The following is a 26,793-nucleotide window of genomic DNA, read 5'->3' on the forward strand; positions in this document are numbered from 1 at the left end:
ACGGTATACCAGGACGGGTTTCGTGGAGGTTTCATCTGTGTAACACCTGGAATTCCCGTTCAGCGGGTTGCCGTCAGGTGTGACAGTGCTGTTGTATCAGTGCTGTGACACCTTCCGACCCGACCCTGGAACCCTCCGGCCCGAAGCCCGTCCTGCGGCTGCTGGCCGCCATGGACGACGAGATCGCCCGGCTCTACGTCGAGCGCGGGATGGGGCACGTCCGGCCACGGTTCGTCCTCCCGCTGCTGCGGTTGCACCACGCCGGACCGATGACGGTGCGGGCCCTCGCCGGCGCCGTCGACGTGACCCAGTCGGCGATGAGCCAGACCGTCGCGGCGATGCGGACGGCAGGTCTGGTGCACTCCTCCCCCGGCGCCGACGCCCGGACCCGGACCGTCGACCTCACCGACGCGGCACGTTCCGTCGTGGACTTCCTGGACGCGGAGTGGCGGGCCACCGAGGCGGCCTGGGACGAACTGCAGGCCGAGATCGCGCACCCCCTGCAGCAGAGCGTCGACGAGATGCACGCGGCCCTGGCCCGCACCTCGTTCGGCGAGCGGATCGCCCGCCGGTTGTGAGCCACCGGTGATCGACCTGCGCCCGCTGCGCCACGCGGGGTTCCGGCGGCTGTGGGTGTCGTCGACGGTCACCGGGATCTCCGCCCAGCTGGCCGGCACCGCGCTGTTGTTCCAGGTGCAGACGAGCACCGGGAACACGCTCCTGACGGGCTCGGTGGGGGCCCTGACGGCCACGGCCACCGTGGTGGGGAACCTCGCGGGCGGGGCGCTGGCGGACCGCTTCGACCGGCGGACCGTCGTGCTGGCGACCACGTCGATCTCGGCGCTCGCCGCGCTGGGGATCGCCGCCGCGGCGAGCGGGCGACGGATCGAGGTCCTGTTCTGCCTGGTGTTCCTGCAGACCCTCGCGGGATCGTGCGGAGCTCCGGCCCGACGGACGTTCCTCCGGCGCCTCCTCCCCAACCCCCTCGTTCCCGCCGGGGTCGCCTTGCTGCACCTCTCGTTCCAGATCGCCCTGCTCGGCGGTCCCGCCGTCGGCGCCCTCCTGCTCGCCACGAACGGACCGACGCCCGCGTTCGTGGTCGACGCCGCGAGTTCCGTCCTCGCGCTGGGGTTCCTGCGGGGACTGCCGCGCGGCCGGCCGGGTTCCACCGCGGGCTCTCCGTTCGCAGGGGTCTCCGAGGTGTGGCGACGTCCGGTGCTGCGCGCCGTCCTGCTGTGCGACCTGCTGGCCACCGTCCTGGCGATGCCGGTGGCGGTGTTCCCCCAGGTCGCCGCGGCACGGTTCGGCGACGGCGCGGCGTTCGGGTTCTTCCTCACCGCGCTGGCCGTGGGGGGTGTCGCCGCCGGACTGCTGAGTTCCCGGATCACCTCGTCGCCGCGACCGGTGCGCTTCGTCGTCGCAGGCGGCGTCGCGTGGGGTCTCGCCCTGGCCGGTTTCGGGTTCGTCGACTCCCCTGCACCGTCCCTGCTGCTGCTCGTCGTGGCCGGCGCCGCCGACACGGTCTCGGTCATCGCGCGCGGATCGCTCGTGCAACGGCACGCGCCGGACGAGGTGCTGGGGAGGGTCAGCGCGCTGGAGGGAGTCGTCGGGGTCGCCGGACCCGGCCTGGGGAACCTCCGGACGGGGGCCGTCTCGCAGTTCACCTCGCCCGGATTCTCGCTGGTGGTCGGAGGGCTGAGCGCCGCGGCGGCGATCCTGTGGACGACCCGGCGCAGACCTCGGCGTCGTGTCGGTGGTGGCTGGTAGAACTGATCCGGGTGCTCTCCGAGGATTTTACCGTTGCACTGCAACGGATGTACCCTTGTCCATCGATGCAGGTTCGGGTACCATCGACCCCGTGGACGGGATCACGGAATCGCTCGCGGACCTCGAGACCCGCATCGACTCCGGCCTGCCCCCCGCCGAACTCATCGACATCATCACCGCCCTCGAGAACAGCAAACGCGCCCACGCCGCCCTCCAGGCCAAGGCCACCGCCGCCTACGCCATCCAGGTCCGTGACGCGGAGGAAAACCGCGACAAGACCTCCGCCGCCATCTCGCGCGAGGTCGCTCTCGCCCGCAAGTGCTCACCCCACACCGGCGGCACCTGGCTCGGCGTCGCCGACGCCCTCACCACAGAGATGCCCCACACCGTCCAAGCCCTGCGCGACGGCAGGATCTGCGAACTCACCGCCCGCGACGTCGTCGCCCAGACCACCCACGTCAGCGCCGGACACCGAGCGATCGTCGACGCTGCCCTCACCAGGGAGTTCCAACGCGCCGGCGCTACCCGCCACGCCATCAGGGGCTCCGCCCGCGCCCTCGCCGACCAACTCGACCCAGCCGCCGCCGTCGAACGCCGCCGCAGGGCCGAAGGCAACCGCTGCGTCACCCTCAGCCCCGGCGAAGACTCCATGACCATCCTGCGCGCCGTCCTCCCCGTCGACCGCGGCATCGCCTGCGAGATCACCCTGCGCCGCGACGCCCGCGCCCTCCTCGAGAACCCCGACGAGGAACGCACCGAATCCCAGATCAAGGCCGACCTCCTCTACGAACGCGTCACCGGCGCCCAGATCGTCACCGACGCCGTCCCCGTCGAGGTCCAACTCATCATGACCGAGGAAACCCTCCTCCGCGGCGGCAACGCGTCGGCCTCCTTCGTCGGCATCGGTCCCCTCGCCGCCGCCCACGCCCGCGAACTCGTCGCCCACGCCGCCGACAGCGACCAAGCCTGGATCCGGCGCGTCTACACCACCCCCGACCACAACACCCTCCTCGCGATGGACTCCACGAGGCGCCTCTTCACCAAGGGCCTCGCCAGGTTCATCCGGCTTCGCGACCAACGCTGCGCCACCCCCTACTGCGACGCCCCCGTCCAGCACATCGACCACGTCCAACCCTGGTCCCAGGGCGGAAGCACCACCCTCGACAACGGCCAAGGCCTTTGCGCCCGGTGCAACTACACCAAGGACCTCCCCGGGTTCAGAACCCTCTACGACCCGGAGACCCGAGTGACGACGTTCATCACCCGCACCGGCCACCGGTACCGTCGAGAACCACCACCGGCCCTCGGGCACCTCACCCTGCCCGAACGCCGGACGTCCGGCCGCCGGGCGAGTGACTTCGTGGTCGCCGCCTGAACTCCGAGAAAGGATCCCCATGGCTCAGTTCACGGTCTACGGCCGCGACGACGTGCTGCGCCCGTTGCGTTCCGCGCTGTCCGACACCCTGCACGCCGCAGCGGTGGACGTGCTCGGTCTCCCGGTGACCAAGCGGTTCCACCGCTTCTTCCCCCTGTCGGCCGAGGACTTCCCCACGCCGGAGGGCCGCAGCGAGCGGTACACCATCGTCGAGGTGACGATGTTCGCCGGCCGCACGGTCGAGACCAAGAAGGCGTTCTACCGACGGTTGTTCGCGGACTTCGCCGAACACCTCGCCATCGAACCCGTGGACCTCGAGATCACCATCGTCGAGACCCCACGCCACGACTGGGGGATCCGCGGCCGACCGGGGGACGAGCTCTCGCTCACCTACCGGGTGGAGACGTGAGTCGACGGCGCAACCGGAGGGCGTTCGCAACGTAGAGAGGCCCCAGGACGACCCCCAGGCTCCGCCAGGAGAACTCGCTACCGAGGACGAGGATGGCTGAGATGCAGAAGATGGCGAGGCCGCACACCAGCCACCGCCAGAAGCGGCCCCGGAGGCTGCGTCGTTCCGCGGCGCTGAGCCCGAGCTCCTGGATCGCCCGCAAGCCGGCACCGTCATGGATGATCCCGTTGAAGGGGGCATTCGTCTGCGGGTCCCACGCACGCCACCCGGTGATCCGCGACACCACCGCCACGGCTGCTCGCACCTGCGCGTGCAGAGCTGCGGAGTCCTCCTGCTCCCAGTACGGGAACGAGACGAAGGCCTCCTCAGCGAACAAGCTCACCTGCAACCCGTGGTCCAGACAGGTCAACTGGGCCTCCGTGTCGGACACGCCCGACTCGACCGGACCGGGGAGGCTCTCCCGGAGTTCCGCTTGGATCCGCTCCCACTGCGCGAGTCGCTCAGCGTTCAACGCGACACTACCGGCGTCCGGGTCCTCCTCGGGCTTCGCCGAGAGCACGATGTCGTAACTCACCCCGCCTCTTCGGCAGCCGCGACCCGACACCTCACCACGATCACCCGTTCGGCACCGGCCGGCGTTCCCGACGACCCGCCCGTGGATCACGATGGGACGGTGTGGGAACTGTGACGGGAGGAGATGCGGGGCTGGGGCGACGCGCGGTGGACCGAGTGGTTCGCCGAGCACGCACGACGTGCCCAGACCAGCAGCGACGAGTCACGCGATGTCCATCGCAGCGGTGATCGGGACGCCAAGCGGGCCATGCTGCGTCGATGGGACGAGAAGCGCGAGACCGGTCGTGCGGCGATCCGAGCTCTCCCACCCGCACCGCACGGGCGCTCCCCGCTGCGTCGGGATCGGCACGACCGGGGAACCCATGGCCGTCTGACAAGACGACGGGGAGGCCGCCGACGTCGCCAGGTTCGCGCCCGACGGCAGCCTCGAGTCGACCACGCAGGTCGAACTCGGGCCACGGGTCTGGGGCGTTCACCCCCTCACAGACGAACGTTGGCTCGTCACGTGGAACGACGGCCGGCACCCGATGCACGCCGGCGTCCGCACCGGAACGGGCGAGGTCGTCCACCGCGGTTCGATCGGCAACCCGAGCCGCGTCCTGGCCACCGCTGCGGACGAGCTCTGGGCGGGGTACGGGGACGAGGCGATCTTCGGGGCGGGGGCGGCCGGGCTGGCCCGGTTCGCGCCGGACCTCACGCGGACGTGGCGCTACCCGACGCAGGTGGAGCGGAGAGAACTCCCACCCATCTGGGACCGCTACGCGCTGAACGTCGACGGTGAGGACGCGTGGGTCTGCGCCTACGGGGCGTTCCACCTCATCAGCGTCGTCGACGACGAACCTCACGACCACGGGCAGGTGCCCGTCAGCGGTGCACACGCGGTCCTCGTCGACGGGGACCGCGCGGTGCTCATCGGGAGCTGCGAGGGCCAACTCGTCACTCCCCTCTCCTCGACGCGCTCTGGCCGTGAGGCCTACCCGGCGTCCTCGATGAGCGTCAACTGGGTCCCGTCGAGGTCGATGAGGGCCCCGGAGCGGAACCCCCACGTCTGCTGCTCGACGGGCACCAGACGCGGGATGCCTCGCCGGGTCTGCGGCACTCCGGAGGCGGCGATGGCCGACCAGAGCGCGTCGACGTCGGCCACCCGCATCGTGCACATGAACGAACTCTCGGAAGGCACCAGCGAGGGGAACGGGAAGAACTCCAGCTGCACCTCGCCCCGGCGCAGGATCAACCAGCCCTCGTCGCGGAACGCCACCTCGAAACCGAACGCGCCGTAGAACGCCACCGTGGCGTCGAGGTCACGGGAGGGGAGGTTCGGCAGCGCCCGGTCGGCCATGGTCTCCGTTGTACCCGAACCGCGCGACGCAGTGCCAGACCCGTTTCAGGGTCTGCCCGTCGTGCTCACCCGTCCAGCTCGCGGCACCGATGACGGTCGGGTCCACCACCGCCGCCAGTGACGCGCCCACCGCCGCGACCTCGGGGCCCCGGAACGCACGCACCTCGGGACGGGAGAAGTCGCGGCGGGACAGCGCGAACCCCGGGTGCCGCTCGACGGGTGCGGGGAACCCGCGGGTCTCGCCGGTGAACGACGGGTCGAGCACCAGCGCCTCGACGTCGCGGTCGAGGCGCAGACCCCCGTGCACGTGGGCCTCGACGTAGTCGTCGAGGACGTCGCGCCCGGACGTGTCCGCGAGCGCCGTGAGGTCGCACCGTTCGCGCACCCCGACGTCGACCGGTTCCGCGGCGGAGTCGGGGAAGCAGAAGGTGGTGCGCGCCAGCACCTCGGGCCTCAGCCGCAGGTGCGCGGACCCGAACCGGACGGATCCCCCCGCGGGGCGGGAACGGTGGTTCAGCGATCCGTAGACCGGTCGGGCGGTGGGCGGCGCGTCGTCGTAGGCGGCGCCGAAGAGGCGGCTCTCCCCGGTCCACCGCTCCCCGCCGGGGTGAGCGGTGAGCCCGCCGTTGGAGGTGCCCGTGACGAACTGGGACAGGTAGGCCCCCTCGTCGAGCAACGCCTGCAGGGTGCTGCGCCCACCGGCGTCGCGGTCGGGGTGGAAGTGCACCGTCACGCGGACCGAGGGGTCGAGCGGTCCACCGCGCGCGAGGCTGCGCACGTGCGCGAGCGCTCTCCCGGCGGGTCCGTCCACCCCGTCATGGTCCCCGACGCGGCACCGGTGGCCCAGCTCCGGGCCGTCTCGTAGATTCCTGGACATGACGCTCGTTCCCTACACCGCGGGAGAGAAGCCGAGTCTGGTGGCCAGCCTGCAGCGTCACCGCGAGGCGGTCCTCTGGAAGCTCGAAGGCCTCGACGACGAACAACTGCGACGGCGGGTCGTGGGCTCGGACATGACGCTGCTCGGCACGGTGAAGCACCTCGCCTCCACGGAGTACAGCTGGTTCTGCTCGACGTTCGACCGCCCCAGCGACGAGATCCCGTCCGAGGTGCTGGACGAGGACCCGCAGGCCGACTGGCGGATCCACCCGTGGGAGACCACCGAGGGGGTCCTGTCGTACTACGAGCGGGCCCGTGCCGCGGCCGACGAGGCCATCCGGGAGCTGAAGGTCACCGAACGCGGGACGTCCTGGAACGGGAACCGCGTGACCATGCGCTGGGTCCTGATCCACATGATCGAGGAGACCGCCCGCCACGCCGGTCACGCCGACCTCGTCCGCGAACTCGTCGACGGCCGGACGGGCGATCACCGGGAGTTCACCACCGACGTCTCCTGAATCGGGACTGAAGTCCTCAACGCCAGCCGCCGATCAGACCACGTGGCCTTCTCCTTCCGACCCCGAACCCTGCGCTCCCAGCTCCTGCTCCCCGGCGTGGGCGCCGTCGTCGTCACCGCCGGTCTGATGAGCGCGCTGTCGGCGGTGCAGGTCGGTGGCCTGTCGCGGGACACCGCCGCCGACGTGCGCACGCTGTCGGAGCAGTCGCTGCACGACGCCGGGACCCAGGTCCAGACCACCGTGGCGACCCAGGCCTCGGCCGTGCAGTCGATGCTGGACTCCGACCTGCGCGTCACCACCGACCGGCTCGCGCAGCACGGGGCGCCGTCGTTGGTGGACACCGCCACCTGGACGGCCACGAACCAGACCACCAAGGACAAGACGTCGGTCACGCTGCCCCGCCTGGAGTTCGGCGGCACGTGGCTCGGTCAGCAGGCAGACCCGGCGGCCACGGTGCCGGGTCTGGACGAGGCGGCCCGCCTGACGGGTGCGGCGACGACGGTGTTCCAGAAGATGAACGACGCCGGGGACATGCTGCGGGTCGCCACGACCGTCGTCGGCACCAGCGGGTCCCGCGCCATCGGCACGTACATCCCGGCCACGAACGCCGACGGCGCCCAGAACGCCGTCGTCAAGGCACTGATGGCCGGCGAGACTTACCACGGCACCGCGACCGTCGTCGACAAGCCGTACGTCACCGTCTACGAGCCGCTGAAGGTCGGCGACGAGGTCGTCGGCGCGGTCTTCGTCGGTCTCCCCCAGGCCGACGTCACCGCCGAGCTGCGCAAGGCGCTCACGGGCGCGACGGTCGGGTCCAGCGGCTACTACGCGGTGTTCTCGGACGGGGCCGCCTCGAGCGGCACCGCGGTCGTCGCGCCGAAGGGCGGCCAGGACGGTGACGCCATGGCCGACGCGACCGACGCCGACGGCGAGCCGTACGTGAAGGACCTGCTCGCGACCGCGAAGGGGTTGCCGGCCGGGGAGTTCACGACGAAGCACGTGACCCTGGACTCCGGCGGCTACACCGTCGGCCTCTCCCGCTACCCGGCCTACAACTGGGTCATCACCAGCTGGCTGCCCGACGCCGACACCGCCGCCGTCACCGACCGCATCACCGCGGGCGGGCACAGCCTGGTCCGCAACACCATCGTGCTGGGCGTCGTGGTGGCCCTGCTCATGGCCGGCGTCATCGCGGCGATGGCCCGCACGCTGGTCCGCCGGATCGGCCGGCTCACCGAGGTCCTGCGCCGCGTCGCCGGCCGCGACCTCTCCGCCGAGGTCCTCGAACCCGGCACCGAGCACGCCGACGACGAACTCGGCGCGATGGGTCGGGCGCTGGACGAGGCCACCGGCGCCGTCCGCGACGCGCTGAGCGCGATGAGTTCGGGCGCCGCCCGGGTCACCGGCGCCGCGGGTGCCCTCGACGGGGCCGGCGACCGGCTGGCGGGTGCGGCCGACTCCACCGCGCAGGAGATCGTCCGGGTCACCGGGGACGCCACGTCCGTCTCCGCCGGGGTCCACGAGGTCTCCGACGCCGTCGAGCAGCTGCGTGCGGCCGCGGACGAGGTGTCCGCGACGACGAGCACCGTGACCGTCGTCGCGGCCGACGCGGTGCAGCTGGCGCACGCCGCCACCGGCACCGTCGAACGGCTCGGGGCGAGTTCGCAGCAGATCGCGGACGTCCTGCGCACCATCACCGCGATCGCCGCGCAGACGAACCTGCTGGCGCTGAACGCGACCATCGAGGCCGCCCGCGCCGGGGAGGCCGGTGCCGGTTTCGCGGTCGTGGCCGACGAGGTCAAGGAACTGGCCCGCCAGACCGCGCAGGCCACCGAGGAGATCGCGCCGACCCTGAACGCCGTGCAGGCGGAGGCGGCGGCCGTCCGCTCCGACATCGCCCGGATCTCCGAGACGATCGCGCACATCGACGAACTGCAGGCCACCATCGCCGCGGCCGTCGCCGAGCAGCTCGCGACGACCACCTCGGTCAGCGGGACCCTGCACGCCGCGGCGGAACGGTCCAGCGGGATCGCGGTCGCGCTCGAGGGGACCGCCGGGGCCGTCCAGGGCACGACCGAGGAGGTCCGTTCGGTCCGGAACCAGGTCGACGACCTCGCCGCGGTCGCCGGGACCCTGGACGAGCAGGTGCGTCAGTTCACGTTGCGCTGACCAGTTCCGGGCTGCGACGGCGCTGGAGTTCCAGCGTGAGCGCGTAGCCGTAGATCGTCAGCGCGGTGAACACCCACAACCACAGGCACACCGCCACCGCCGCACCGACCTGGGTGTAGCCGCCGAACGGCGACCCCAGGTCGACCGGGATCGCCAGGAACAGCACGAAGCCCTGCAGGAACCCCGACACGAACGCCCCGGTCGAGAACCCTCCCCACACCGCCGCCCACCACCCGGGACGCACCGGGCCGAGCACCCGGTAGACGTAGACCAGGACGGGCGACACGACGAGCCAGTCGACGTTCAGCGCGATGTACACCGCGAGCGTCGACCCCGGGATCCCGGCACCGAACAACCGGACCAGGAACGGCGCGACCTCGAGCACCGCGAGGAAACCCACGGGCGCCAGCAGCAGCAGCGGCAGCGCCTTCACCCTGATCCGCCAGGCCCCGGTCCTGCCCCGCACCGCCGGCGGGGCGGGTTCGGGGTAGCGGACGCTGACGCGGGCGAAACCCCGGCGCAGCCCCTCTCCGTAGACCGTCGCCGGGATGAGGGCGACGAGCACCGGCAGCCACCCGACGTGGACGGCGGTCGCGGCGAGGCCGCGGACCACGTCGCCGGCGCCCTGGGCCGAGGGCAGCGCACGTCCGACGGAGTCGGCGAGGTCGAGGACCCGGTCCGCGCCGATCAGCGCCGCGAGCAGGCGCACCACGACGACGAGCGAGGGGACGAGCGCCATCGACGCGTAGAACGTCGCGCCCGCCGAGATGAGGAACAGGTCGTGGCCCTGCAGGCGCGTGTGGACGTCGGCGAACAGCGCTCTCAGCCAGCTGCCCGCCCGGGAGCGCCTCACGCGCCGGCCGGGAGGAGGCGGACGGCTTCGGGCGAACGGGACCCGCGGTAGGTGCGCCGGTAGGCCGTGGGGGTCGTCCCGACGAGTCTCAGGAAGTGCTGACGCAGCATCGCCGCGGACCCGAACCCGCAGCGGCGGGCGACCTCGTCGATGGTCTCGTCGCCGTCCTCCAGCAGGTTCCGCGCCGCCGAGACCCGCTGCTCCAGCAACCACCGGTGCGGGGTGACTCCCGTCTCGGCCCGGAAGCGGCGGGCGAAGGTGCGGGCCGACATCGTCGCCGTCCGCGACCAGCCCGCGACGTCGATGTCCTGGTCGAGGTGTGCCACGGCCCAGGTCAGGGCGTTCTGCAGCGACTCGTCGCCGCAGGCCCGGACGGGAGCCTCGAGGTACTGGGCCTGGCCACCGTCGCGGTGCGGCGGGACGACCATCCGGCGCGCGATCGCCGTCGCGACGGCGCTCCCGTGGTGGCGTCGCACCAGGTGCAGCGACAGGTCGATGCCGGCGGAGGTCCCGGCGCTCGTCGCGACCGGACCGTCTTCGACGTAGAGGACGTCGGGGACCACTTCGACGAGCGGGAAGCGCTGCGCGAGTTCGGCCGCGTAGCGGTAGTGCGTCGTCGCCCGGCGCCCGTCGAGCAACCCGGCGTGGGCGAGCACGAAGGCCGCGCTGCAGAAGCTCGCGACGCTCGCCCCGCGGTCGACCGCCGCGTACAGCTTCTCGTGCAGCGCCTCCCCCGCCGGGCCGCGGTGGGCCTTGGTGGGGGTGACGATGATCAGGTCGGCGGTGTCGAGACGGTCGAAGCGGTGGTCGGCGGTGAGGCTGAACCCCTGTCGCGAACCGACCGGGCCGGCACCCTCCGTGCACACCGCGAACCGGAAGGCGGGAACGCCCTCCTCGGTCCGGTCGATGCCGAACACCTCGCAGGCCACCGAGAACTCGAAGGCCGAGAACCCCTCGCCGACGACGACGGCCACGTCGTGGAGGTCACCCGGAGCACCCATGGCGGGCAGTCTGCCAGCCTTCGGACGGCTTGGCAGGATCTGGACGAACGTCGGCAGGGCTGCCACTCGGCGGCTGCGGTCGCGCCGAGCACGCTGGAGCCGTGTCCACCGACCTCACCGCCCTGGTGGTGCTCCTCGTCCTCGTCGCCCTCGCCGTCCTGGCGCCCCGCTGGGGTGTCGACAGCCGCCGCTCGCGGGAGTGGTCGCCGGAGGGTCCCCTCGACCACCCCGGTGCCGACCACCCCGGTGCAGATCGATGAGCGTCGACACGATCGTGCCCCTGGACCACCGGGCCACCCTGGCGCAGACCCAGGCGACCTTCCTGGCGCTGTTCCGCCACGTCGAGCCCACCGCCCGGGTTCCCGGCTGCCCGGACTGGGACGCCGCGCACCTCACGGCCCACCTGACCGGCGTCCACCGCTGGGCCGCGGCCATGTCGCGCACGGCCCCCGGCACCGACGACGTGCCCGACGACGTGCCCGACGACGCCGACCCACCGGTGGCGCGCGATGCCGCGCAGGAGTACCGCGCAGCCGCCGCGGACCTGCTCGCCGTCCTGGACGAGGATCCCGACCGGCCCTGCCGCACCCTCACCGGAGCCGGGCGGCGGCGGGACTGGGCCCGTCGTCAGCTGCACGAGACACTGGTCCACACCTGGGACCTGGCCGACGCCGGCGGCCTGCCCCGGTGGGGGCCGCCGGAGGTCGTGGCCGACGCCGTCGAGGAGGTCCTCGACACGCTGCACCCGCGCCAGGTCCGGCTCGGCCGGACACCCGGCCCCGACGTCAGCGTCGAACTGCTCGGCTCCCGGCGCTGGGTGCTCGGCGACGGTCCGCTGGTCGCCGCCGTCGCGGGCGCCGACGCCGACCTCCTGCGGCTGCTGTGGCGACGGAGCGACCTCTCAGGGGCCGGGCTCGTCGTGACCGGCGACGCCGCGCGGGCCACGGAGCTCCTCGCCGGCCGCCTCACGCCCTGAGGTCGCCGCGCGGGCCCCACCTCGACGACACGACGGGGTCAGGGCGCGTCCACGCCGAGACCGAGGACCTGCTCGAACGCCGCGCGGGTGGCCTCCACGAGGTCCTCGGGGCGGTCGGAGGACGCGCGGGCCGTCGCCCAGCAGGCCGACGCGAGCTGTCCGGCGAGGGCGGCGGTGTCCTCGTTCCACCCGTTCTCCGCCAGGAGCACCCCCAGCCGCCGGGCGATGAGCTGGGCCTTCACCGCACTGCGTCCCCGCAGTTCCACGTGTCCCTCGACCAGCCGTTCGTGGCGGCGGTACTCCTCCGGGTCCTCGCAGACGTGCGCGCACAGGCGCAGCACCAGGGGCCGGAGCGCCTGGACGGCACCTCGCGCGGACCGACCGCCGGGAGGGGCGGGGTCGAGGTTCTCCGCGGTGAGGGCGTCGAGCAACGCCTCCTCCCGCGCGAAGACGACCTCCTGCTTGTCGCCGAAGTGCCGGAAGAACGTCGTCCGCCCGACCTCGGCCCGCTCGGCGATGTCGGACACCGACACGTCGTCGAAGCCACGCTCGGCGAAGAGTTCCGCCGCGGCACGCACGATGCGTTCGCGGGCCGCGCGCTGCTTGCGCTCGACGAGGGAGGGGGCCGAGGTCATCGGCGCAGCGTAGAGCACCGGGACCCTGACGGTCTCGCGTTCCCGAAGGGGTTGCGTTCAGTTTGGTACTGAGTACCATCCTGGAGGTCGGGTCATCGGGAACCGGCACGAACGGGAGGACGGACCATGGACACCGAGGACCGTTGGGCGATCACCGAGACGCTGAGCTCGGTGGGCCACGTCTTCGACGAGGGCAGGCTGGACGAGATCGACACCGTCTTCACCTCCGACGTCGTCTACGACATGAGTGCGGTGGGGATGCCGGTGATCCACGGCATCGAGGCCGCGCGGGAGGTGGCCCGGCAACTGGGAGCCCACGGCCCGATCTCCCACCACGTGAGCAACGTGGTCGTGCTCGACCGGGGTGGCGTGGACAGCGGGGCGGACAGCGGGGCCGAGGACGGCGACGAGGTGGCCGTGGACTCCAAGGGGCTGATGCTCATGGCCGACCGGACCGTGACCGCCGTCGTGCACCACGACGTGCTGCGCCGGGAAGCGGGAGGCTGGCGCGTCGCGCGGCGGCTCGTCGTCCCCCCGGGCAGCGGGCAGCAGCGGCAGGAGGACTAGGCGACCAGGCCCAGGCGGCGCAGCTCCACCGCGAGGTCGTGCGGGCTGGAGGCGGCCATCTGGGCGTCCTCCAGCGTCACGACACCGTCGCGGACCAGCGTCACGAGGTGCTGGTCGAACGTCTGCATCTGGTAGTACTGCCCCTCGCGGATGAGGTCGGTGATGAGGTTCGTCTTGTCCGGGTCCGCGATGGCGTCGGCGATGCGCCCGGTGTTGACGCAGATCTCCATCACGACGCACCGACCCGCACCGTCGGCGCGCGGGACCAGCCGCTGGCAGACGATGCCGCGCAACGAACCCGCGAGGGCCAGGCGGACCTGCTTCTGCTCGTGCGGGGGGAAGAAGTCGATGATGCGCGAGATCGTCTCCGCCGCGTCGATGGTGTGCAGGGTCGACATCACGAAGTGACCGGTCTCGGCCGCGGACAACGCCGCCTTCACGGTCTCCTGGTCGCGCATCTCCCCGACGAGGATGACGTCGGGGTCCTGACGCATCGCGGCCCGCAGCGCGGTCCCGAAGTCGGCGGTGTCGAGACGGACCTCGCGCTGGCTGATCATCGAGCGGTTGTCGGTGTGCAGGACCTCGATCGGGTCCTCGATGGTCACGATGTGGGACTCGCGCACGTTGTTGATGTGGTCGATCATCCCGGCCAGCGTGGTCGTCTTGCCCGAGCCGGTGGGACCGGTGACGAGCAGCAGCCCGCGGTGCTCGAGGGCCAGCTGCTCGATGACGGGCGGCACGCCGAGCCCGGCCAGGGGGACGGCCTGCGCCGCGACGCGACGCAGCACCAGCCCGACGGAGCCGCGCTGGCGGAAGGCGTTGACGCGGAACCGGCCGGCACCACCGGGCAGGCTGTAGGCGAAGTCGGCCTCGTTGGTGCGGGCGAACTCCTCGATGAGGTCGGCGCGCAGGATCTGCTCGAGCATCCGCTCGGTGACGTCCGGGGTCAGGACGGGGGCCTGCAGCGCCCGCAACCGGCCGTCGATGCGGATCCGGGGCGGGGACCCGGCCTTGCAGTGCAGGTCGGAGCCGCGCAGGTCGACGAGGGCGCGCAGGTACGGCGTGATGAGGGGCTCCACGGGGGCCGCGACGTGGCCCGCCCCCGGCCCGCTCGTCGTGCCGGCGTCGGTCCCCTGCGTGATCGTCACCGTTGCGGCATCGGGTCTCGCGGGCGCGACCTTGAGCACCCCTCACCCCGTGGGACGATGGACGACGAACAGACGCCCGGTTCGCCGGGTACCCACCGAGCGATGGAGGAGGAGCTCATGAGCAAGCGAGGCCGCAAGCGCCGCTCGCGCAAGGGCAACGGCGCGAACCACGGCAAGCGCCCCAACGCCTGAGCGAGCAGCTCACGTACGACGAAGGCCCCGGACCGAACGGTCCGGGGCCTTCGTCGTACGGGCGGGGCGTCAGTGGACGCTGACCTCGGTGATCTGCACCAGGATCTTCGCGCGCAGGGCCTGCGGGGCCTCCTCGCACGGGCACCCGGCGCGGATGGCCTGCTTCAGCTTCTCGTCCTCGGCCAGTTGCGCCAGGCAGCTGGCGCACTCCTCGAGGTGGGCCTGCAGGTGCGCGCAGTCGAGCTCGGCCATCTCACCGTCGAGGTACTCGAAGGCCCGCTCGAGGACTTCCCGGCAGTGGCCGAGTTCCGACGTGCTCGGTTCCGAGGCGCTCACGACGCTCCCTCCGTCTCCGGTACGGCACCCGACACACCACGACCGACGGCGTAGTCGCGCAGCAGCTCCCGCAGCAGTCGACGGCCCCGGTGCAACCGGGACATGACCGTCCCGATCGGGGTACCCATGATCTCGGCGATCTCCTTGTAGGCGAAGCCCTCGACGTCGGCGAGGTACACCGCCAGCCGGAAGTCCTCCGGCACCTGCTGCAGGGCCCGCTTCACGTCGGAGTCCGGCAGGTGCTCCAGCGCCTCGGTCTCGGCCGAGCGCAGCCCCGTCGACTGGTGGGACTCGGCCCGCGCGAGCTGCCAGTCCTCGATCTCGTCGGCGTGCGACTGCTGCGGTTCGCGCTGCTTCTTGCGGTACGTGTTGATGTAGGTGTTCGTCAGGATCCGGTACAGCCACGCCTTGAGGTTCGTCCCCGGCGTGAACTGGTGGAAGGCACCGTAGGCCTTCGCGAAGGCGTCCTGGACGAGGTCCTCGGCGTCGGCGGGGTTGCGCGTCATGCGCAGGGCTGCGGAGTAGAGCTGGTCGAGGAAGGGCAGCGCGTCGCGTTCGAAGCGCGCTGCGCGTTCGTCGGTGCTCTCCTCGGACGGAGCCCGATCGGTCTGTTCGGTCATCGCGTTCGAGGGTAGGCCCTGCGCGGGGGCACCGCTCGCGGCCCGGCGGCCACGGACGTCACGACGCGTCGGCGGACCGGCACTGGGGCGCTGCCTGACGCGCGGTTCGACCCGGCGCGCAGGCTCGAGAGGTGGTGCGAACGACATGTCCGGATCAACGCGGGCACCCGGGTGAGCATTCCGTCACACCCCGAGCAGTTCACCCGTGCGCAGGTCCACCGCCCCCTCGAGCTCGTCCGGCGGGACGGGGGCGAGCAGGTCGTCGTCGGTGTTGCGGACGTTGCCGACCCGGCGCGAGACGGGGTGGGCGTCGAGGGTGCCGCCGAGGAAGAGATCGCGCGGGACGGCGTCGAGGAGGGCCTGCACCTCCTCCGGGTCGTCGAGGGAGGGGTCCAGCCACGCGTCGCGCAGGTCGCGCGGGACGACGAGGGGCATCCGTTCGTGCAGGCGGTCCAGACCGGCCTCGGCCGCCGTCGTGACGATGGCGAAGGACACCAGCCAGCGCGTCGGGTCGTCCGCGGCCTTGGTGTCGTCCTTCCAGAACTCGTAGATCCCGGCCAGCGACAGCACCGACCCGTCGGCGTTGGCCACGGCGAACGGCTGCTTCAGCGGTTTGCCGTCCCCGCCCGTCGCGCTCTCGCTGGTCTGCCACTCGTACCAGGCGTCGACCGGGACGAGGCAGCGCCGGGCGGCCGCCGCCTTGACGAACGCGGGCTTGGCGAGGAGGGACTCGACGCGGGCGTTGACCATCCGGGCCCCACCCGTGGCGTCCTTGGACCAGCTCGGCACCAGCCCCCACCTCAGCGCCCGCAACGACCGCGTCGGCGGCGCGTCCTCCTCGTCCTTGCGGAAGCGCTCGAGGACCACCGGGGGCGTGGTGGTGGGGGCGATGTTGGTGGACAGGGTGACCACCTGCTCGGAGCCGGACACCGTGTCGTCGTCGACCTCGAACTCCGTCACGAGGTCGTCGAGCTGTCCGGGGTCTCTCCGCAGGGCGTATCGACCGCACATGGGAGACACCCTGGCACGCGGCTCCGACACCGGCCCCGCGGTCGCGGTGATCACCGCAGTGCGGTAGGCAACTCCCATGACTGTGGTGCGACGAGTAGCCCGTCCGATGCTGGCGGCGATCTTCATCAAGAACGGGATCGACCAGGTCCGGCACGCCCAGGACCTCGCCCCCTCGGCCGAGCCGTTGGTGCACCGCGTGGCGGGTCCGCTGCGCCTGCCCGACGACCCGGTCCTGCTGGTCCGCCTCAACGGCGCGGCCATGGCCGGTGCCGGTGTGCTGTTCGCGCTCGGGCGGGCCCCGCGCCTCGCCTCGACGGTGCTGGCCCTCACGGCGGCCCCGAGCGCGTACGTGAACCACCCGTTCTGGTCCGAGAAGGACAAGGCGGTCCGGGCGGAGGTCCTCGACGACTTCCTCACCGACGTCGGGCTGCTCGGTGCGGCCCTGCTCGCGGCCGTCGACACCGCCGGCAAGCCCGGGGCGCTGTGGCGGGGCAAGCGCGCCGGTCGCGACGCCCAGCGCCTGGCCAAGCTCGCCGCCCGCGAGGCCGTGCACGCGGTCGAGGTCGGCAAGCTCGACGTCCAGCTCGCGGCCGCGAAGCTCGGCTGACGACGAACCCGCCCGCCCCTCGGCCACGACCCCGCCCGCGAGGTCGTGGCCGAGGGTCGTCGGGGGCTGCGAGGATGCTCCCCGTGACCCAGGACGACCCGAGCAACCCACCCGAGGACGAGCTGTGGGCAGCGCCCACCGCCGCCGGCCCGTTGGACGCCGTGGTGAGCGTGCCCGGATCGAAGTCCCTCACCAACCGCTACCTCGTGGTGGCGGCCCTGGCCGAACGCCCGTCCCTGCTGCGCGACCCCCTGGCCTCCCGCGACACCCTGCTGATGGCCGACGCGCTGCGCCTGCTCGGGACCGACGTGGTCGAGGGCGGTCACGACGTCGAGGGGGTGGACCCCCGCGACTGGGTGGTCCGGCCCGGCCCCGTCACGGGCGGGGCGCGCATCGATTGCGGCCTCGCCGGGACCGTCATGCGCTTCCTGCCCCCCGTCGCCGCGCTGGCCTCCACCCCTGTGCACTTCGACGGGGACGAGCGCGCGCGGGAGCGTCCCATGGGCGCCGTCCTCGACGCGCTGCGTCAGCTCGGGGCGGTCGTGCAGGACGGCGGGAACGGACTGATGCCCTTCAGCGTCCAGGGCCCCGCGGGCGGTCTGCGCGGTGGCACGGTCCGCATCGACGCCTCCGCCTCCAGCCAGTTCGTCTCGGCGCTGCTGCTCATGGGCGCCCGGACCCGGGAGGGTCTCGAGGTCGTCCACGAGGGCCCGCCGATCCCCAGCCAGCCGCACGTCCGGATGACCGTCGAGGTGCTGCGCGACGTCGGGGTGGTCATCGACGACGCCACGCCGGGCCGCTGGTTCGTCGAGGCGGGGGAGATCAACGCCCTCGACGTGCAGGTCGAGCCGGACCTCTCCAACGCGGGGCCCTTCCTCGCCGCCGCGGCCGCCGTGGGCGGCCGGGTGCGGGTCCCGGGGTGGCCGCAGTCCACGACGCAGGCGGGTGACGTGCTGCGCGACGTGCTCGACCAGATGGGCGCCGAGGTCAACCTCGACCGCGAGGGCCTGGTCGTGGAGGGCACGGGCGAGCTGTACGGGATCGACCTGGACCTGCACGAGGCCGGTGAGCTCGCCCCCGTGATCACGGCGCTGGCCGCGCTGGCCTCCTCCCCCACCCGGCTGCGCGGGATCGCGCACCTGCGCGGGCACGAGACGGACCGGTTGAAGGCCCTGGTCACCGAGGTGAACGCCCTGGGCGGGCAGGCCGAGGAGACCCTCGACGGGCTACTGGTGCGCCCGCGTGCGCTGCACGGCGGGGTGTTCCGCTCCTACGCCGACCACCGGATGGCCACCGCCGGCGCCGTCCTGGGCCTGGCCGTCCCCGGTGTCCTCGTCGAGGACATCGCCACCACGCGCAAGACGCTGCCGGACTTCCCGGGCATGTGGGCGTCGATGCTCGCGGGAGCCCCAGCCTGAGCCCCCGCCAGCGGGGTCCGCTGTCGCGCTACGACGAGGACGACGTCCGGGTCAGGCCCAACCGGAAGGGCACCCGGCCCCGCACCAAGGACCGTCCGGCGCACGCCGACGCCGTCGACGGGTTCGTCGTCGTGGTCGACCGCGGCCGCTCGCACGTCCTCGTCGGTGAGGGGACCGGGCAGGAACGTCTCGTCACGGCGATGCGGGCCCGCGAGCTCGGTCGTCAGGGCGTCGTCGTCGGCGACCGCGTCGGCCTCGTCGGTGACGTCTCCGGGACCTCCGACACCCTCGCCCGGATCGTGCGCATCGACGAGCGGCGCACCGCCCTGCGCCGTTCCGCCGACGACACCGACCCCATCGAGCGGGTCGTCGTCGCCAACGCCGACCAGCTGGTCGTCGTGACGGCCGTGGCGAACCCGGAGCCGCGCTCGCGCCTGGTCGACCGCTGCCTCGTGGCGGCCTACGTCTCGGGGATGCAGCCGCTGCTGTGCCTGACCAAGGGGGACCTCCGCCCGGCCCAGGAGGTCCTGGAGACGTGGGCCCCGCTGGGTCTCGACGCCGTGGTCACCTCCCGCGGGCCGGACGGCCTGCTCGGTCTCGACGCGGTCCGTGAGCGCCTCGACGGGCGGATCAGCGTCCTCGTCGGCCACTCCGGGGTCGGCAAGTCGACGCTGGTCAACGCGCTGGTCCCCGACGCCGACCGCGCGACGGGGCACGTCAACGTGGTCACCGGTCGCGGCCGGCACACCTCGACGTCGATGGCGGCGCTCACGCTGCCCGCCGGGGGCTGGGTCATCGACACCCCGGGCATCCGAGGGTTCGGCCTGGCCCACGTGGACCCGGAGGCGGTGCTGCGCGCGTTCCCGGACCTGCTGCCCGGCGAGGAAGACTGTCCCCGTGGCTGCTCCCACGACGAGCCGGGGTGCGCCCTCGACGCGTGGGTGGCGTCGGGCCGGGCCGGGGCGGCCGGGCCGGCCCGGCTGGCCTCGTTCCGGAGGTTGCTCGTGGCCCGTCGACCGGCCCGTGAGGACGCGATCGGAGCCGACCAGCCCCGCGAGGCCGACGACGGGTGACGGGTGCGGTCGACCGGGATGGTGACCACTGCCAGTTCACACGTGATGCCCTAGTGTGACGGTCGTTCCCGGTCGGAGATGAGGTGACGGCTGCTCATGGGAGACACCAGCTCGATCCGGCCCGCGGGTCTCGAGGCCACCGGACCCGCCCCCCACGTCCCCGGCCCGGCACCGGCTCCCGGCCCCACCATCCCCCCGGATCCCCTCCGGACCTGGACCGTCCTGCGGGAACTGGGACGCGGCGCGGGCTCGGTGGTGCACCTGGCGGCGCGGGCCGACGTCCGCGAACCCGGCGGGCGCGAGTACGCGATCAAACGCCAGCGGCACGTCACCCTGCCCCCGCTCGACCAGGTCGAGGCCGACCGGACGCTGCGCCGCGAGGCCGCCCTGCTGGCCAGCGTGCACCACCCCGGGCTCACCCGCGTGCACGCCGTCGAGCAGGTCGAGGGTCGCCTCGCCCTCGTCATGGACGCCCACGACGGGACGTCGCTGGCCGACCTGCTGCACACCCCGCCCACCCCCGGCCGCCCCGGACGCGGCGGTGACGCCGTCCCCGCGAGCACCGCGCCGCTGTCGCTGACCACGTCGCTGCGTCTGGCCGTCGACGTCTGCGACGCGCTGCACGCCCTGCACCGCAACGGACTCGTGCACCGGGACGTGAAACCCGCGAACGTCCTCGTCACCCGGGCCGGGCGCGCGGTCCTCGTCGACCTGGGCGTGGCGCACCTCGAGAACTCCGCGCCCGTCCGTCCCGGGGTGCACCCCCCCGGCGAACGGGCCGACGGTCCCGAACGCCGTCGCGAGGAGGACCGCGGGGGCGCCGACGCGGCCTCCGAGACCGAGGTCGGTGCGCTGCACTACCGCTCCCCCGAGCAGGCCGGGGTCGTCCGCAGCCCCGTGGACCACCGCTCCGACCTCTACTCCGTGGGCGCGCTGCTGCTGGAGTGCCTCACCGGCCGCACCCCGGTGGAGGGCAGCGATCCGACGCAGGTCCGTCGCCGGCTGGGCCGGCTGCGCCCGCTCGACCCCGCGGTCCTCGGCCCCGACGTCCCGCGCGCCCTCGGGGTGCTGCTGCGCCGGCTGCTCGCCCTGGACCCGGAGGACCGGCCCGCGAGCGCCGCCGCCGTCGCCGACGAGCTCAGCCGGATCGCGGCCGGCACCGCTCCCGACGTCGCCCTCGGGCGACGCAGCTGGGTGAGCCCCGCCGACGGGCCGTTGCTGGAGCGCGGTCAGCAGACCGCGGTGCTGGACGCGGCCTGGGACACCGCGCGCGCCGGCTCCGGCGGGGTCGTGGTCGTCCGCGGCGCGGCGGGGTCGGGTCGCAGTTCCCTCGTCGAGCACCTGCACCGGCGGGCGGGCGGACAGGGCGCGGCGGCGGTGGTGCTGGACTCCACGACCTCGCCCGCCTCCCCGTTGAGCGCGTTGCGCCGGGCCATGACCGCGGGTGGCCTCTCGACGCCACCTCGGGACGGGGCGGTCTCCGGCGACGGCGACGAGCAACGGCCGCAGGCGCTGGCCGAGGAGCTCCTCCAGCACGCCGCCCGGACGGGGCCGCTGCTGGTCGTCCTGGACGACACCGAGCACGCCGACGCCTCGACGCTGGCCGTGCTGCGCTGGGTGGCCGGCGAGTGCGCCGACCTCCCGCTGCTGCTGGTCCTCGTCGACCGGCCCCGGGAGTCCGGTGGGCTGGACCCGGCGCTGGACTCCTCCCGGACCCTCGTGATCGACGTCCCGGCCCTCTCCGACGCCGCCGCCCGCGCCGTCGTGCGCCGTCGGCTGCCCGGGGCGGTGCTCACCGACTCCGTCGCCTCGGCGCTCGTCTCCCGGGCCGCAGGGAACCCCGGGGCCCTGCTCGCGCTCCTCACCGCCCTCCTCGACGACGGCGGTCTGTTGCCCGACTGGGGCCACTGGCGGCTGGAACAAGCTGCGCTGGAGGCGGTCCCGGTGGCCCCCGGGCTGCTGGCGGCCCTGCTGCGCCGCGTCGAGGAACTCCCCGCCGGGCACCGCAACGTGCTGCGGCTGGCCGCCGCGTGCGGGCGTTCCGTCGACGACCACCTCGTGCTGCGAGCCGCCTCGCCCCAGCTCCCGGCCGAGGCGGTCCGCGCCGGCCTCGCCGCCGGCGTCGCGGTCCGGCTGCTGCGCCCGCGGCCGCACGGTCGCCACGAGTTCCTGCACCAGCAGGTGGTCGACGCCGTCCTGGACGGGCTCGACGAGGTCGAGCGTCGTGGGCTGCACGCGCGCCTGGCCCGCGTCCTGCGCGTCGACACCCGGGCCGGGACGGAGTGCACCGACCGCGAGGCCGTCTTCGCGTGCGCCCACCAGCACCTGCGCGCCGGGGACGCCGTCGCCCCGGCCGACGTCGTCGCGGCGTGCGCGGTGGCCGGGGTCAGCGCCGCCCGCCACTTCGCACCCGAGGCCGCCGTCGGGTTGCTGCAGCAGGCCGTCGAGACCGCGGACGGGGCGGGTCTGCCGCTCGACCCCCGGCTGCGCCGACTGCTCGCGAGCTGCCTGGCCCGCACCGGTCGCCACGCGTGGGCCCACGACCACCTCGACCACCTCCTGCGCACCACGACCGACCCCCTCGGGAAGGCCGTCGGCCTCGGGGAGATCGCCACCCTGCACCGGCACGAACGGGCGCCCGGAGGACCCGCGCGGGCCCTGGACGCGGCCCGGGAGGGTCTGGCCCAGCTCGGTTCCTCCCGGCCCGGCACCCGGGCCGCCTGGTGGGTCTTCACCGTCGTCACCGTGGCCGGGTTCGTGGCGACCCTGCTCGACCCGCGCCGTCGACGGGCCAGCCGGCACCGCCTGGACTCCCCCCGCGAGGTCGAGGAGAACACCGCCGAGGCCGCCCACGCCGTGCTGCTGCGCGAGGCCGCGGCCACCGACCTGGACCGCGGGTACCCGCTGACCGCCCTGCCCACCGCGCTGGCCTCGATCGCGCACGCCCTGCGGGGCCGGCGCGCCGACCTCGCCCGGGACGGGCGACGCACCCTGGCCGCGGCGCTGCGCCGGCTCCTGACGGGGCGGGCGACGTTGCTGCCGGTCCGCCTCCCCGGGACCTCCTCCCTCGTCGGACGTCCCCTGACTCCCCCCTCCCCCCGCCGCGGCGAGACAGAACCCTCGGTGCAGGCCGGGATCCGCCTGGCCGAGGGGCTGGACCGGTTGCGTTCCGGTGGGACGTGGCGCGAGGTCGCCCAGGTCCTCGAGGACGACGGGCAGTGGCTCGACCTGCCCGAGTACGTGGCCGGGACCCGGGCCGTCGTCCTCGAGCGCCTCGCCGCGGGGCACCTCGCCGCCGCCCGCAGCTGGCACGACCGGGCCCTGCGCCGGGTGCCGGAGGGGGCCCCGGTCCCCGTCGACCTCGACCTGCTCCGGGTCGCGCTGCTGGGGGCCTGCGGTCGGCCCGGGGAGGCCGGGGAGCTGTTGACGAGGGTGCGGGGCGGGCTGTCGGCGACGTCGTCCCCCGAGCACCAGCTCGCGGTGCACCTCGCGACGGTGACGTGGCTGGTGCAGCAGCTCGACCTGTCCGAACGCTTCGACGAGGTCGCCCGGCGTTCCACCGCGCTCCTGCACCGCTCCCCGCTGCGGCGTTCAGTGGAGGCCCGCTGGACCGCCGACCTCGTGGTCCGCGGGCGGCTGGCCCAGCTCGCCGCGGCGACCGACGCCGGGGACACCGTCCGGGTGCGCGAGCGGGAACAGGAACTGCGGGAAGCGCTGGGTCACCCCGCCCACCGCGCCGGCGGGGCGGTGCAGGAGGCCCAGTTCGACGTCGTCCGCGCCGCCGCGTGGCACCGCCTGGGCCGTAGCCACCGCGCGAAGGTGTTGCGGCGCAGGGCGGAACGTTGCGCGGCCCGGTTGGACGCCCCGCTCGTGCAGCACCACCTGATGCTGCTGCGGGCCGAGGACCTCGAGGCGAGCGGCGCCTTCGAGGACGCCGAGCGGCTGCACTGGCTGGCCACGGCCCTGGCCGACCGGCACGGCTGGGCGACCCTGGTGCAGCGCGGGCGCGCCGACCTGAACGCGACCCAGCCCGCGGGGAGCGGGACCTGGGGGCCGGCGGCCGGTCGTCGCCGGCGGCTGCTCAGCGCGATGCGCGACGTCGGCGACGCGGCCCAGGTCCTGGACCCGCAGGACGTCGTGCGCCTCGCCCTGGACCAGGCCTGCGGGGTGCTCGGCGCCGACCGCGCGGTCCTCGCCGTCCTCGACGGCGAGGACGAGCTCGTCGTCTTCGCCGGGCGCACCCGTTCCGGCACCGACCTGGCGCTGGGCACCCCCCTGGACCCGGCCGCGGTCCGGGCCGCGCGGACCGGGCGGCCCGTGGTCCGCGGGGTGCTGGACGCGCAGGAACAGCGCAGCGCGCACACCCCCGAGGACGTCGCCCGCAGCGTCGTGGCCGTCCCGCTGCTCGTCCGCGGTCGCCGGACGGGGGTGCTGGCGGCGGTCAGCACCGTCGCCCAGGGCGCCTTCGGCCGGGGGGACGTCGAACTGCTGCAGCTCATCGCGGGACAGGTCGCGGCTTCGCTGGAGACGGCCCGGGCGGCCCGCCTGGAGATCGAGGTGCACGGCGCGCAACGCGAGCGCGACCTCGCCGAGGCCGTGCGCCGGCTCACCGAGGAGGTCTCGGGCAGCCTCGACCTGCCCACCGTGCGCCGTCGGCTGCTGCGCTCCGCGCTGACGGAGCTGCGGGCGGGCCGGGCGGCCCTGGTGCCCGTCGCGGTCCGCTCCACCGTCGACGTGGACCCGCCCGCGCTGGTGACGGCCGCGGGCGGTACGGCCGTGCGGGAGGTCCCGTGGAGCCGGGACCGGCAGGGCGACCGCGAGTCCGCGCCACTGCTGGAACGCCCGCTCGCCGCCCACGGCGGCGACCCGCTGCCCGCCCGGCTGCGGGGTCTGCTGGACCTCGGGGGTGACGGCGGGACCGGGGAGGAGCGGTGGCTGGTCGTCCCCCTGAAGGACCGGACCGGCCTGGTGGCCGAGGCGCTGGTGCTCGTCGGGGGTCCCGAGGGGCCCGCCGCCCGGCTGCACGTCGCGGAGGCGCTCGCCGCCCCCGCGGCCATCGGCCTGGAGAACGCGCGGCTCTTCGCCCAGGTCGAGCACCTGGCCCGCACCGACTCCCTCACGGGTCTGGCCACGCGTGGTCACCTGCTGCGCCTGGGTGAGCAGCGCGTGCGGCGGGCCACCCCGGGCCGGGCCGTGGCGGTCCTGATGGTCGACGTCGACCACTTCAAGTCCGTCAACGACACCTTCGGCCACGCCGCGGGCGACGAGGTCCTCACGGCCGTCGCGCGGCGGCTGCAGCACGAGGCCCGGGAGAGCGACGTCCTCGGTCGCTACGGCGGGGAGGAGTTCGCCCTCGTCGTCACCAGTCCCGCCCCCGAGGAGGGGTCCGGTCCGCTGGAGGCCCGCGAGGTCGCCGAGCGGCTGCGCCTGGCGGTGCGCCGCAGCCCCGTGCTGGTGCGGGGCGAGCAGCTGCAGGTCACGGTCAGCGTGGGGGTGGCGCTGCTGCGCGAGGGCGAGCAGCTCTCCGACGTCCTGGCCCGCGCCGACAGCGCCCTCTACCGCGCCAAGGCAGCCGGCCGCGACGCTGTCGTCGAAGCCCTCTGACCCCTGACCGCTGGTGGGGGGTCAGACCAGGCTGGACCAGTAGGACCAGAACTTGACCGCGATCATCACGATCACGGCGGCGTAGCTCAGCACGATGAGCAGTCCGCGGAAGTCGACGACCGTGCGGGCCAGGCCGTGCAGGGCCCGCGGGACGGGGACGAGACCGCGGTCGAGGCCGTCGGCGACGTGGACCCAGAAGGTCGGCACGACCACGCTCCACACGACCATGCAGTAGGGGCAGAGGGCGTGGATGGAGTAGAGGCTCTGGGCGATCAGCCAGCCGACGAAGACCGTGCCGAGGGTGATCCCGACGAGGTAGCCGCGTTCCACCCACCGCGGCAGCGCCGTCCGCGACAGGACGAGCAGGCCGATCAGGAGCGAGAGGGAGAAGGCGGCGATCCCGATGAGCGGGTTGGGGAAGCCGAAGGCCGCCGCCTGGTCGGTGGCCATGACGCTGCCGCAGGACAGGATCGGGCTGATGTTGCAGCTGGGGGCGTAGTTCGGGTCCTCGGCGAGCTTGAACCGCTCGATCGTCAGCGTGAAGGCCGCGACGAAGCCGAGGATCCCGCCGACGGTCAGCAGCAGACCGCGGGCGCGCGGGGAGACCGGCAACGCCGACAGGTGCCCCTCGGGGGCGGCGTCGTGGTGCGTGTGGTCAACGTCGTCGTCGTCGAACCCGTCGAAGGTCTCGTCGTCGACCTGGTGCGTCGTGTCGGCCATCTGCGTCCTCACCTCGCGCCTTCCGGGGCAGTGCCCACCCTGTTGCCCACCCTGTCCCAGCATCCTCGACAGCGCTGGACGTCACCTGAACGTCGCGGCCCCGCCGTGGTCACCGGGTCGAACCTCCCACGTCCACGGTCCCACGGGCCCCGGGCGGTAGGTTCGCGGGCGTGTCCGCCCCCACGCAGTCCCCCGCCGCGCACCAGCGTCCGCGCTACGACGACGACCTGCGGCTCGCGCACGTCATCGCCGACCAGGTCGACGGGGTGACCACCGACCGCTTCAAGGCGCTGGACCTGAAGGTCGAGACGAAGCCGGACCTGACGCCGGTGAGCGACGCGGACCGCGGCGCGGAGGAGCTCATCCGTTCCCAGCTGCGCCGGACCCGGCCGCGGGACGCGGTGCTCGGCGAGGAGTTCGGGCTGGTCGGGCACGGGGCCCGGCAGTGGGTCGTGGACCCCATCGACGGGACGAAGAACTTCGTCCGCGGCGTGCCGGTGTGGGCGACGCTCATCGCCCTCGTCGACGACGGCGTCCCCGTCGTCGGGCTGGTCTCCGCACCCGCGCTGGGGCGGCGCTGGTGGGCGGCGACCGGCTCGGGGGCCTGGACCGGGCGCAGCCTCTCCGCGGCGACGCGGATGCACGTGAGCTCGGTGTCGAACCTCTCGGACGCCTCCTTCGCTTACTCCTCGCTCGAGGGGTGGGAGAGCCGCGGTGCCCTCGACGGGTTCCTGGGCCTGACCCGCTCGGTGTGGCGGACCCGCGGGTTCGGCGACTTCTGGTCCTACATGCTGCTGGCCGAGGGCGCGGTCGACATCGCCGCCGAACCGGAACTCGCGCTGCACGACATGGCCGCCCTCGTCCCGATCGTCACCGAGGCCGGGGGCCGGTTCACCTCCCGCGCCGGCGTCGACGGCCCCTTCGGCGGTGACGCCGTCGTCACCAACGGGCTGCTGCACGCGGACGCGCTGCGCTTCCTCGGGACCCCCGCCCAGCCGTGAACCCT

26 protein-coding genes are annotated in these 26,793 nt (G+C 73.7%); 15 read left to right on the forward strand and 11 right to left on the reverse strand.

All coding sequences use genetic code 11. The features are described from left to right. Positions 1–104 precede the first annotated feature (104 nt). From OG218_RS06085 to OG218_RS06100, 4 genes are all read left to right on the forward strand, one after another. Entirely contained in the window at positions 105–578 is a 474-nt protein-coding gene (locus OG218_RS06085) for a MarR family winged helix-turn-helix transcriptional regulator (protein ID WP_328292309.1), read from the forward strand. A gap of 7 nt (positions 579–585) precedes the next feature. Beyond that, positions 586–1,767, forward strand: a complete 1,182-nt coding sequence (locus OG218_RS06090; protein ID WP_328292310.1) for an MFS transporter — start codon at positions 586–588, stop codon at positions 1,765–1,767. Positions 1,768–1,858: 91 nt separating this feature from the next. Next, complete coding sequence (locus OG218_RS06095; RefSeq protein WP_328292311.1) at positions 1,859–3,142, forward strand: HNH endonuclease; 1,284 nt, start codon at positions 1,859–1,861, stop codon at positions 3,140–3,142. A 19-nt stretch (positions 3,143–3,161) separates the two neighbouring features. Continuing rightward, on the forward strand, positions 3,162–3,551 hold the full coding sequence (locus OG218_RS06100; protein ID WP_328292312.1) for a tautomerase family protein: 390 nt from the start codon (positions 3,162–3,164) through the stop codon (positions 3,549–3,551). Here OG218_RS06100 and OG218_RS06105 read toward each other — a convergent pair. The 3 genes from OG218_RS06105 to OG218_RS06115 form a co-directional block, all read right to left on the reverse strand. Beyond that, a complete protein-coding gene (locus OG218_RS06105) occupies positions 3,529–4,125 on the reverse strand; it encodes a hypothetical protein (RefSeq protein ID WP_328292313.1) in 597 nt (198 codons plus the stop codon). The two genes, OG218_RS06100 and OG218_RS06105, sit on opposite strands and share 23 nt — an antisense overlap. A gap of 972 nt (positions 4,126–5,097) precedes the next feature. Then, positions 5,098–5,463, reverse strand: coding sequence for a bleomycin resistance protein (locus tag OG218_RS06110; protein ID WP_328292314.1), 366 nt, complete (start codon positions 5,461–5,463; stop codon positions 5,098–5,100). After that, positions 5,426–6,274 (reverse strand): DUF3626 domain-containing protein, encoded by an 849-nt coding sequence (locus OG218_RS06115; RefSeq protein WP_328292315.1) that lies wholly within the window; start codon positions 6,272–6,274, stop codon positions 5,426–5,428. The genes OG218_RS06110 and OG218_RS06115 overlap by 38 nt, the downstream gene beginning before the upstream one ends. Before the next feature lie 64 nt (positions 6,275–6,338). Between OG218_RS06115 and OG218_RS06120 the strand changes: the two genes are divergently transcribed. After that, positions 6,339–6,857 carry a DinB family protein gene (locus OG218_RS06120; protein ID WP_328292316.1) on the forward strand — a complete coding sequence of 173 codons (519 nt, stop codon included), beginning with the start codon at positions 6,339–6,341 and terminating at the stop codon, positions 6,855–6,857. Between the two features lie 42 nt (positions 6,858–6,899). Next, positions 6,900–9,026 (forward strand): methyl-accepting chemotaxis protein, encoded by a 2,127-nt coding sequence (locus tag OG218_RS06125; RefSeq protein WP_328292317.1) that lies wholly within the window; start codon positions 6,900–6,902, stop codon positions 9,024–9,026. Here the strand turns inward: OG218_RS06125 and OG218_RS06130 are convergent. Both OG218_RS06130 and OG218_RS06135 read right to left on the reverse strand, forming a co-directional pair. Further along, positions 9,013–9,879 carry a YihY/virulence factor BrkB family protein gene (locus OG218_RS06130; protein WP_328292318.1) on the reverse strand — a complete coding sequence of 289 codons (867 nt, stop codon included), beginning with the start codon at positions 9,877–9,879 and terminating at the stop codon, positions 9,013–9,015. The two genes, OG218_RS06125 and OG218_RS06130, sit on opposite strands and share 14 nt — an antisense overlap. Next, positions 9,876–10,880, reverse strand: a complete 1,005-nt coding sequence (locus OG218_RS06135) for a GlxA family transcriptional regulator (protein WP_328292319.1) — start codon at positions 10,878–10,880, stop codon at positions 9,876–9,878. The genes OG218_RS06130 and OG218_RS06135 overlap by 4 nt, the downstream gene beginning before the upstream one ends. A 101-nt stretch (positions 10,881–10,981) precedes the next feature. Between OG218_RS06135 and OG218_RS06140 the strand changes: the two genes are divergently transcribed. Continuing rightward, the gene (locus OG218_RS06140; RefSeq protein ID WP_328292320.1) at positions 10,982–11,140 is read left to right on the forward strand and encodes a hypothetical protein; all 159 of its coding nucleotides are present in this window, start codon (positions 10,982–10,984) and stop codon (positions 11,138–11,140) included. After that, positions 11,137–11,856: a maleylpyruvate isomerase family mycothiol-dependent enzyme gene (locus tag OG218_RS06145; protein ID WP_328292321.1), complete on the forward strand. Its 720-nt coding sequence runs from the start codon at positions 11,137–11,139 to the stop codon at positions 11,854–11,856. The genes OG218_RS06140 and OG218_RS06145 overlap by 4 nt, the downstream gene beginning before the upstream one ends. Positions 11,857–11,894: 38 nt before the next feature. Here the strand turns inward: OG218_RS06145 and OG218_RS06150 are convergent, their stop codons facing one another. Beyond that, entirely contained in the window at positions 11,895–12,491 is a 597-nt protein-coding gene (locus OG218_RS06150; protein WP_328292322.1) for a TetR/AcrR family transcriptional regulator, read from the reverse strand. A 126-nt stretch (positions 12,492–12,617) separates the two neighbouring features. Between OG218_RS06150 and OG218_RS06155 the strand changes: the two genes are divergently transcribed. Next, positions 12,618–13,058 (forward strand): nuclear transport factor 2 family protein, encoded by a 441-nt coding sequence (locus tag OG218_RS06155; protein ID WP_328292323.1) that lies wholly within the window; start codon positions 12,618–12,620, stop codon positions 13,056–13,058. Here OG218_RS06155 and OG218_RS06160 read toward each other — a convergent pair. Continuing rightward, positions 13,055–14,137, reverse strand: a complete 1,083-nt coding sequence (locus OG218_RS06160) for a type IV pilus twitching motility protein PilT (RefSeq protein ID WP_442906464.1) — start codon at positions 14,135–14,137, stop codon at positions 13,055–13,057. The genes OG218_RS06155 and OG218_RS06160 overlap by 4 nt on opposite strands. Before the next feature lie 186 nt (positions 14,138–14,323). Here OG218_RS06160 and OG218_RS26595 point away from each other — a divergent pair, with 186 nt between their 5' ends. Further along, the gene (locus tag OG218_RS26595) at positions 14,324–14,398 is read left to right on the forward strand and encodes a 50S ribosomal protein bL37 (RefSeq protein ID WP_375791718.1); all 75 of its coding nucleotides are present in this window, start codon (positions 14,324–14,326) and stop codon (positions 14,396–14,398) included. A gap of 69 nt (positions 14,399–14,467) precedes the next feature. On the opposite strand, the gene rsrA is transcribed toward OG218_RS26595, so the two are convergent. Genes rsrA through OG218_RS06180 form a run of 3 tightly spaced genes read right to left on the reverse strand, consistent with a single transcriptional unit; the run spans position 14,468 to position 16,365 of the window. Further along, complete coding sequence (rsrA, locus tag OG218_RS06170) at positions 14,468–14,734, reverse strand: mycothiol system anti-sigma-R factor (protein WP_328292326.1); 267 nt, start codon at positions 14,732–14,734, stop codon at positions 14,468–14,470. Then, complete coding sequence (locus OG218_RS06175; RefSeq protein WP_380161411.1) at positions 14,731–15,501, reverse strand: sigma-70 family RNA polymerase sigma factor; 771 nt, start codon at positions 15,499–15,501, stop codon at positions 14,731–14,733. The genes rsrA and OG218_RS06175 overlap by 4 nt, the downstream gene beginning before the upstream one ends. Positions 15,502–15,537: 36 nt before the next feature. After that, positions 15,538–16,365 (reverse strand): SOS response-associated peptidase, encoded by an 828-nt coding sequence (locus OG218_RS06180; RefSeq protein WP_328292328.1) that lies wholly within the window; start codon positions 16,363–16,365, stop codon positions 15,538–15,540. Positions 16,366–16,441: 76 nt separating this feature from the next. On the opposite strand from OG218_RS06180, the gene OG218_RS06185 reads away from it, so the two are divergent. The 4 genes from OG218_RS06185 (at position 16,442) to OG218_RS06200 (ending at position 25,067) form a co-directional block, all read left to right on the forward strand. Further along, positions 16,442–16,972 carry a DoxX family protein gene (locus OG218_RS06185; protein WP_328292329.1) on the forward strand — a complete coding sequence of 177 codons (531 nt, stop codon included), beginning with the start codon at positions 16,442–16,444 and terminating at the stop codon, positions 16,970–16,972. 74 nt (positions 16,973–17,046) lie between these two features. Further along, positions 17,047–18,390, forward strand: coding sequence for a 3-phosphoshikimate 1-carboxyvinyltransferase (gene aroA, locus OG218_RS06190; protein WP_328292330.1), 1,344 nt, complete (start codon positions 17,047–17,049; stop codon positions 18,388–18,390). Between the two features lie 20 nt (positions 18,391–18,410). Continuing rightward, positions 18,411–19,463 carry a ribosome small subunit-dependent GTPase A gene (rsgA, locus tag OG218_RS06195; RefSeq protein WP_380162445.1) on the forward strand — a complete coding sequence of 351 codons (1,053 nt, stop codon included), beginning with the start codon at positions 18,411–18,413 and terminating at the stop codon, positions 19,461–19,463. 96 nt (positions 19,464–19,559) lie between these two features. Further along, on the forward strand, positions 19,560–25,067 hold the full coding sequence (locus OG218_RS06200) for a diguanylate cyclase (protein WP_328292332.1): 5,508 nt from the start codon (positions 19,560–19,562) through the stop codon (positions 25,065–25,067). A gap of 21 nt (positions 25,068–25,088) precedes the next feature. On the opposite strand, the gene OG218_RS06205 is transcribed toward OG218_RS06200, so the two are convergent. Continuing rightward, entirely contained in the window at positions 25,089–25,787 is a 699-nt protein-coding gene (locus tag OG218_RS06205; protein WP_328292333.1) for a vitamin K epoxide reductase family protein, read from the reverse strand. A gap of 170 nt (positions 25,788–25,957) precedes the next feature. Between OG218_RS06205 and hisN the strand changes: the two genes are divergently transcribed. Next, the gene (gene hisN, locus OG218_RS06210; RefSeq protein WP_328292334.1) at positions 25,958–26,788 is read left to right on the forward strand and encodes a histidinol-phosphatase; all 831 of its coding nucleotides are present in this window, start codon (positions 25,958–25,960) and stop codon (positions 26,786–26,788) included. Positions 26,789–26,793: the final 5 nt, after the last annotated feature.

Origin of the sequence: Kineococcus sp. NBC_00420 (assembly GCF_036021035.1) — a bacterium.
Classification (GTDB): Bacteria; Actinomycetota; Actinomycetes; order Actinomycetales; family Kineococcaceae; genus Kineococcus.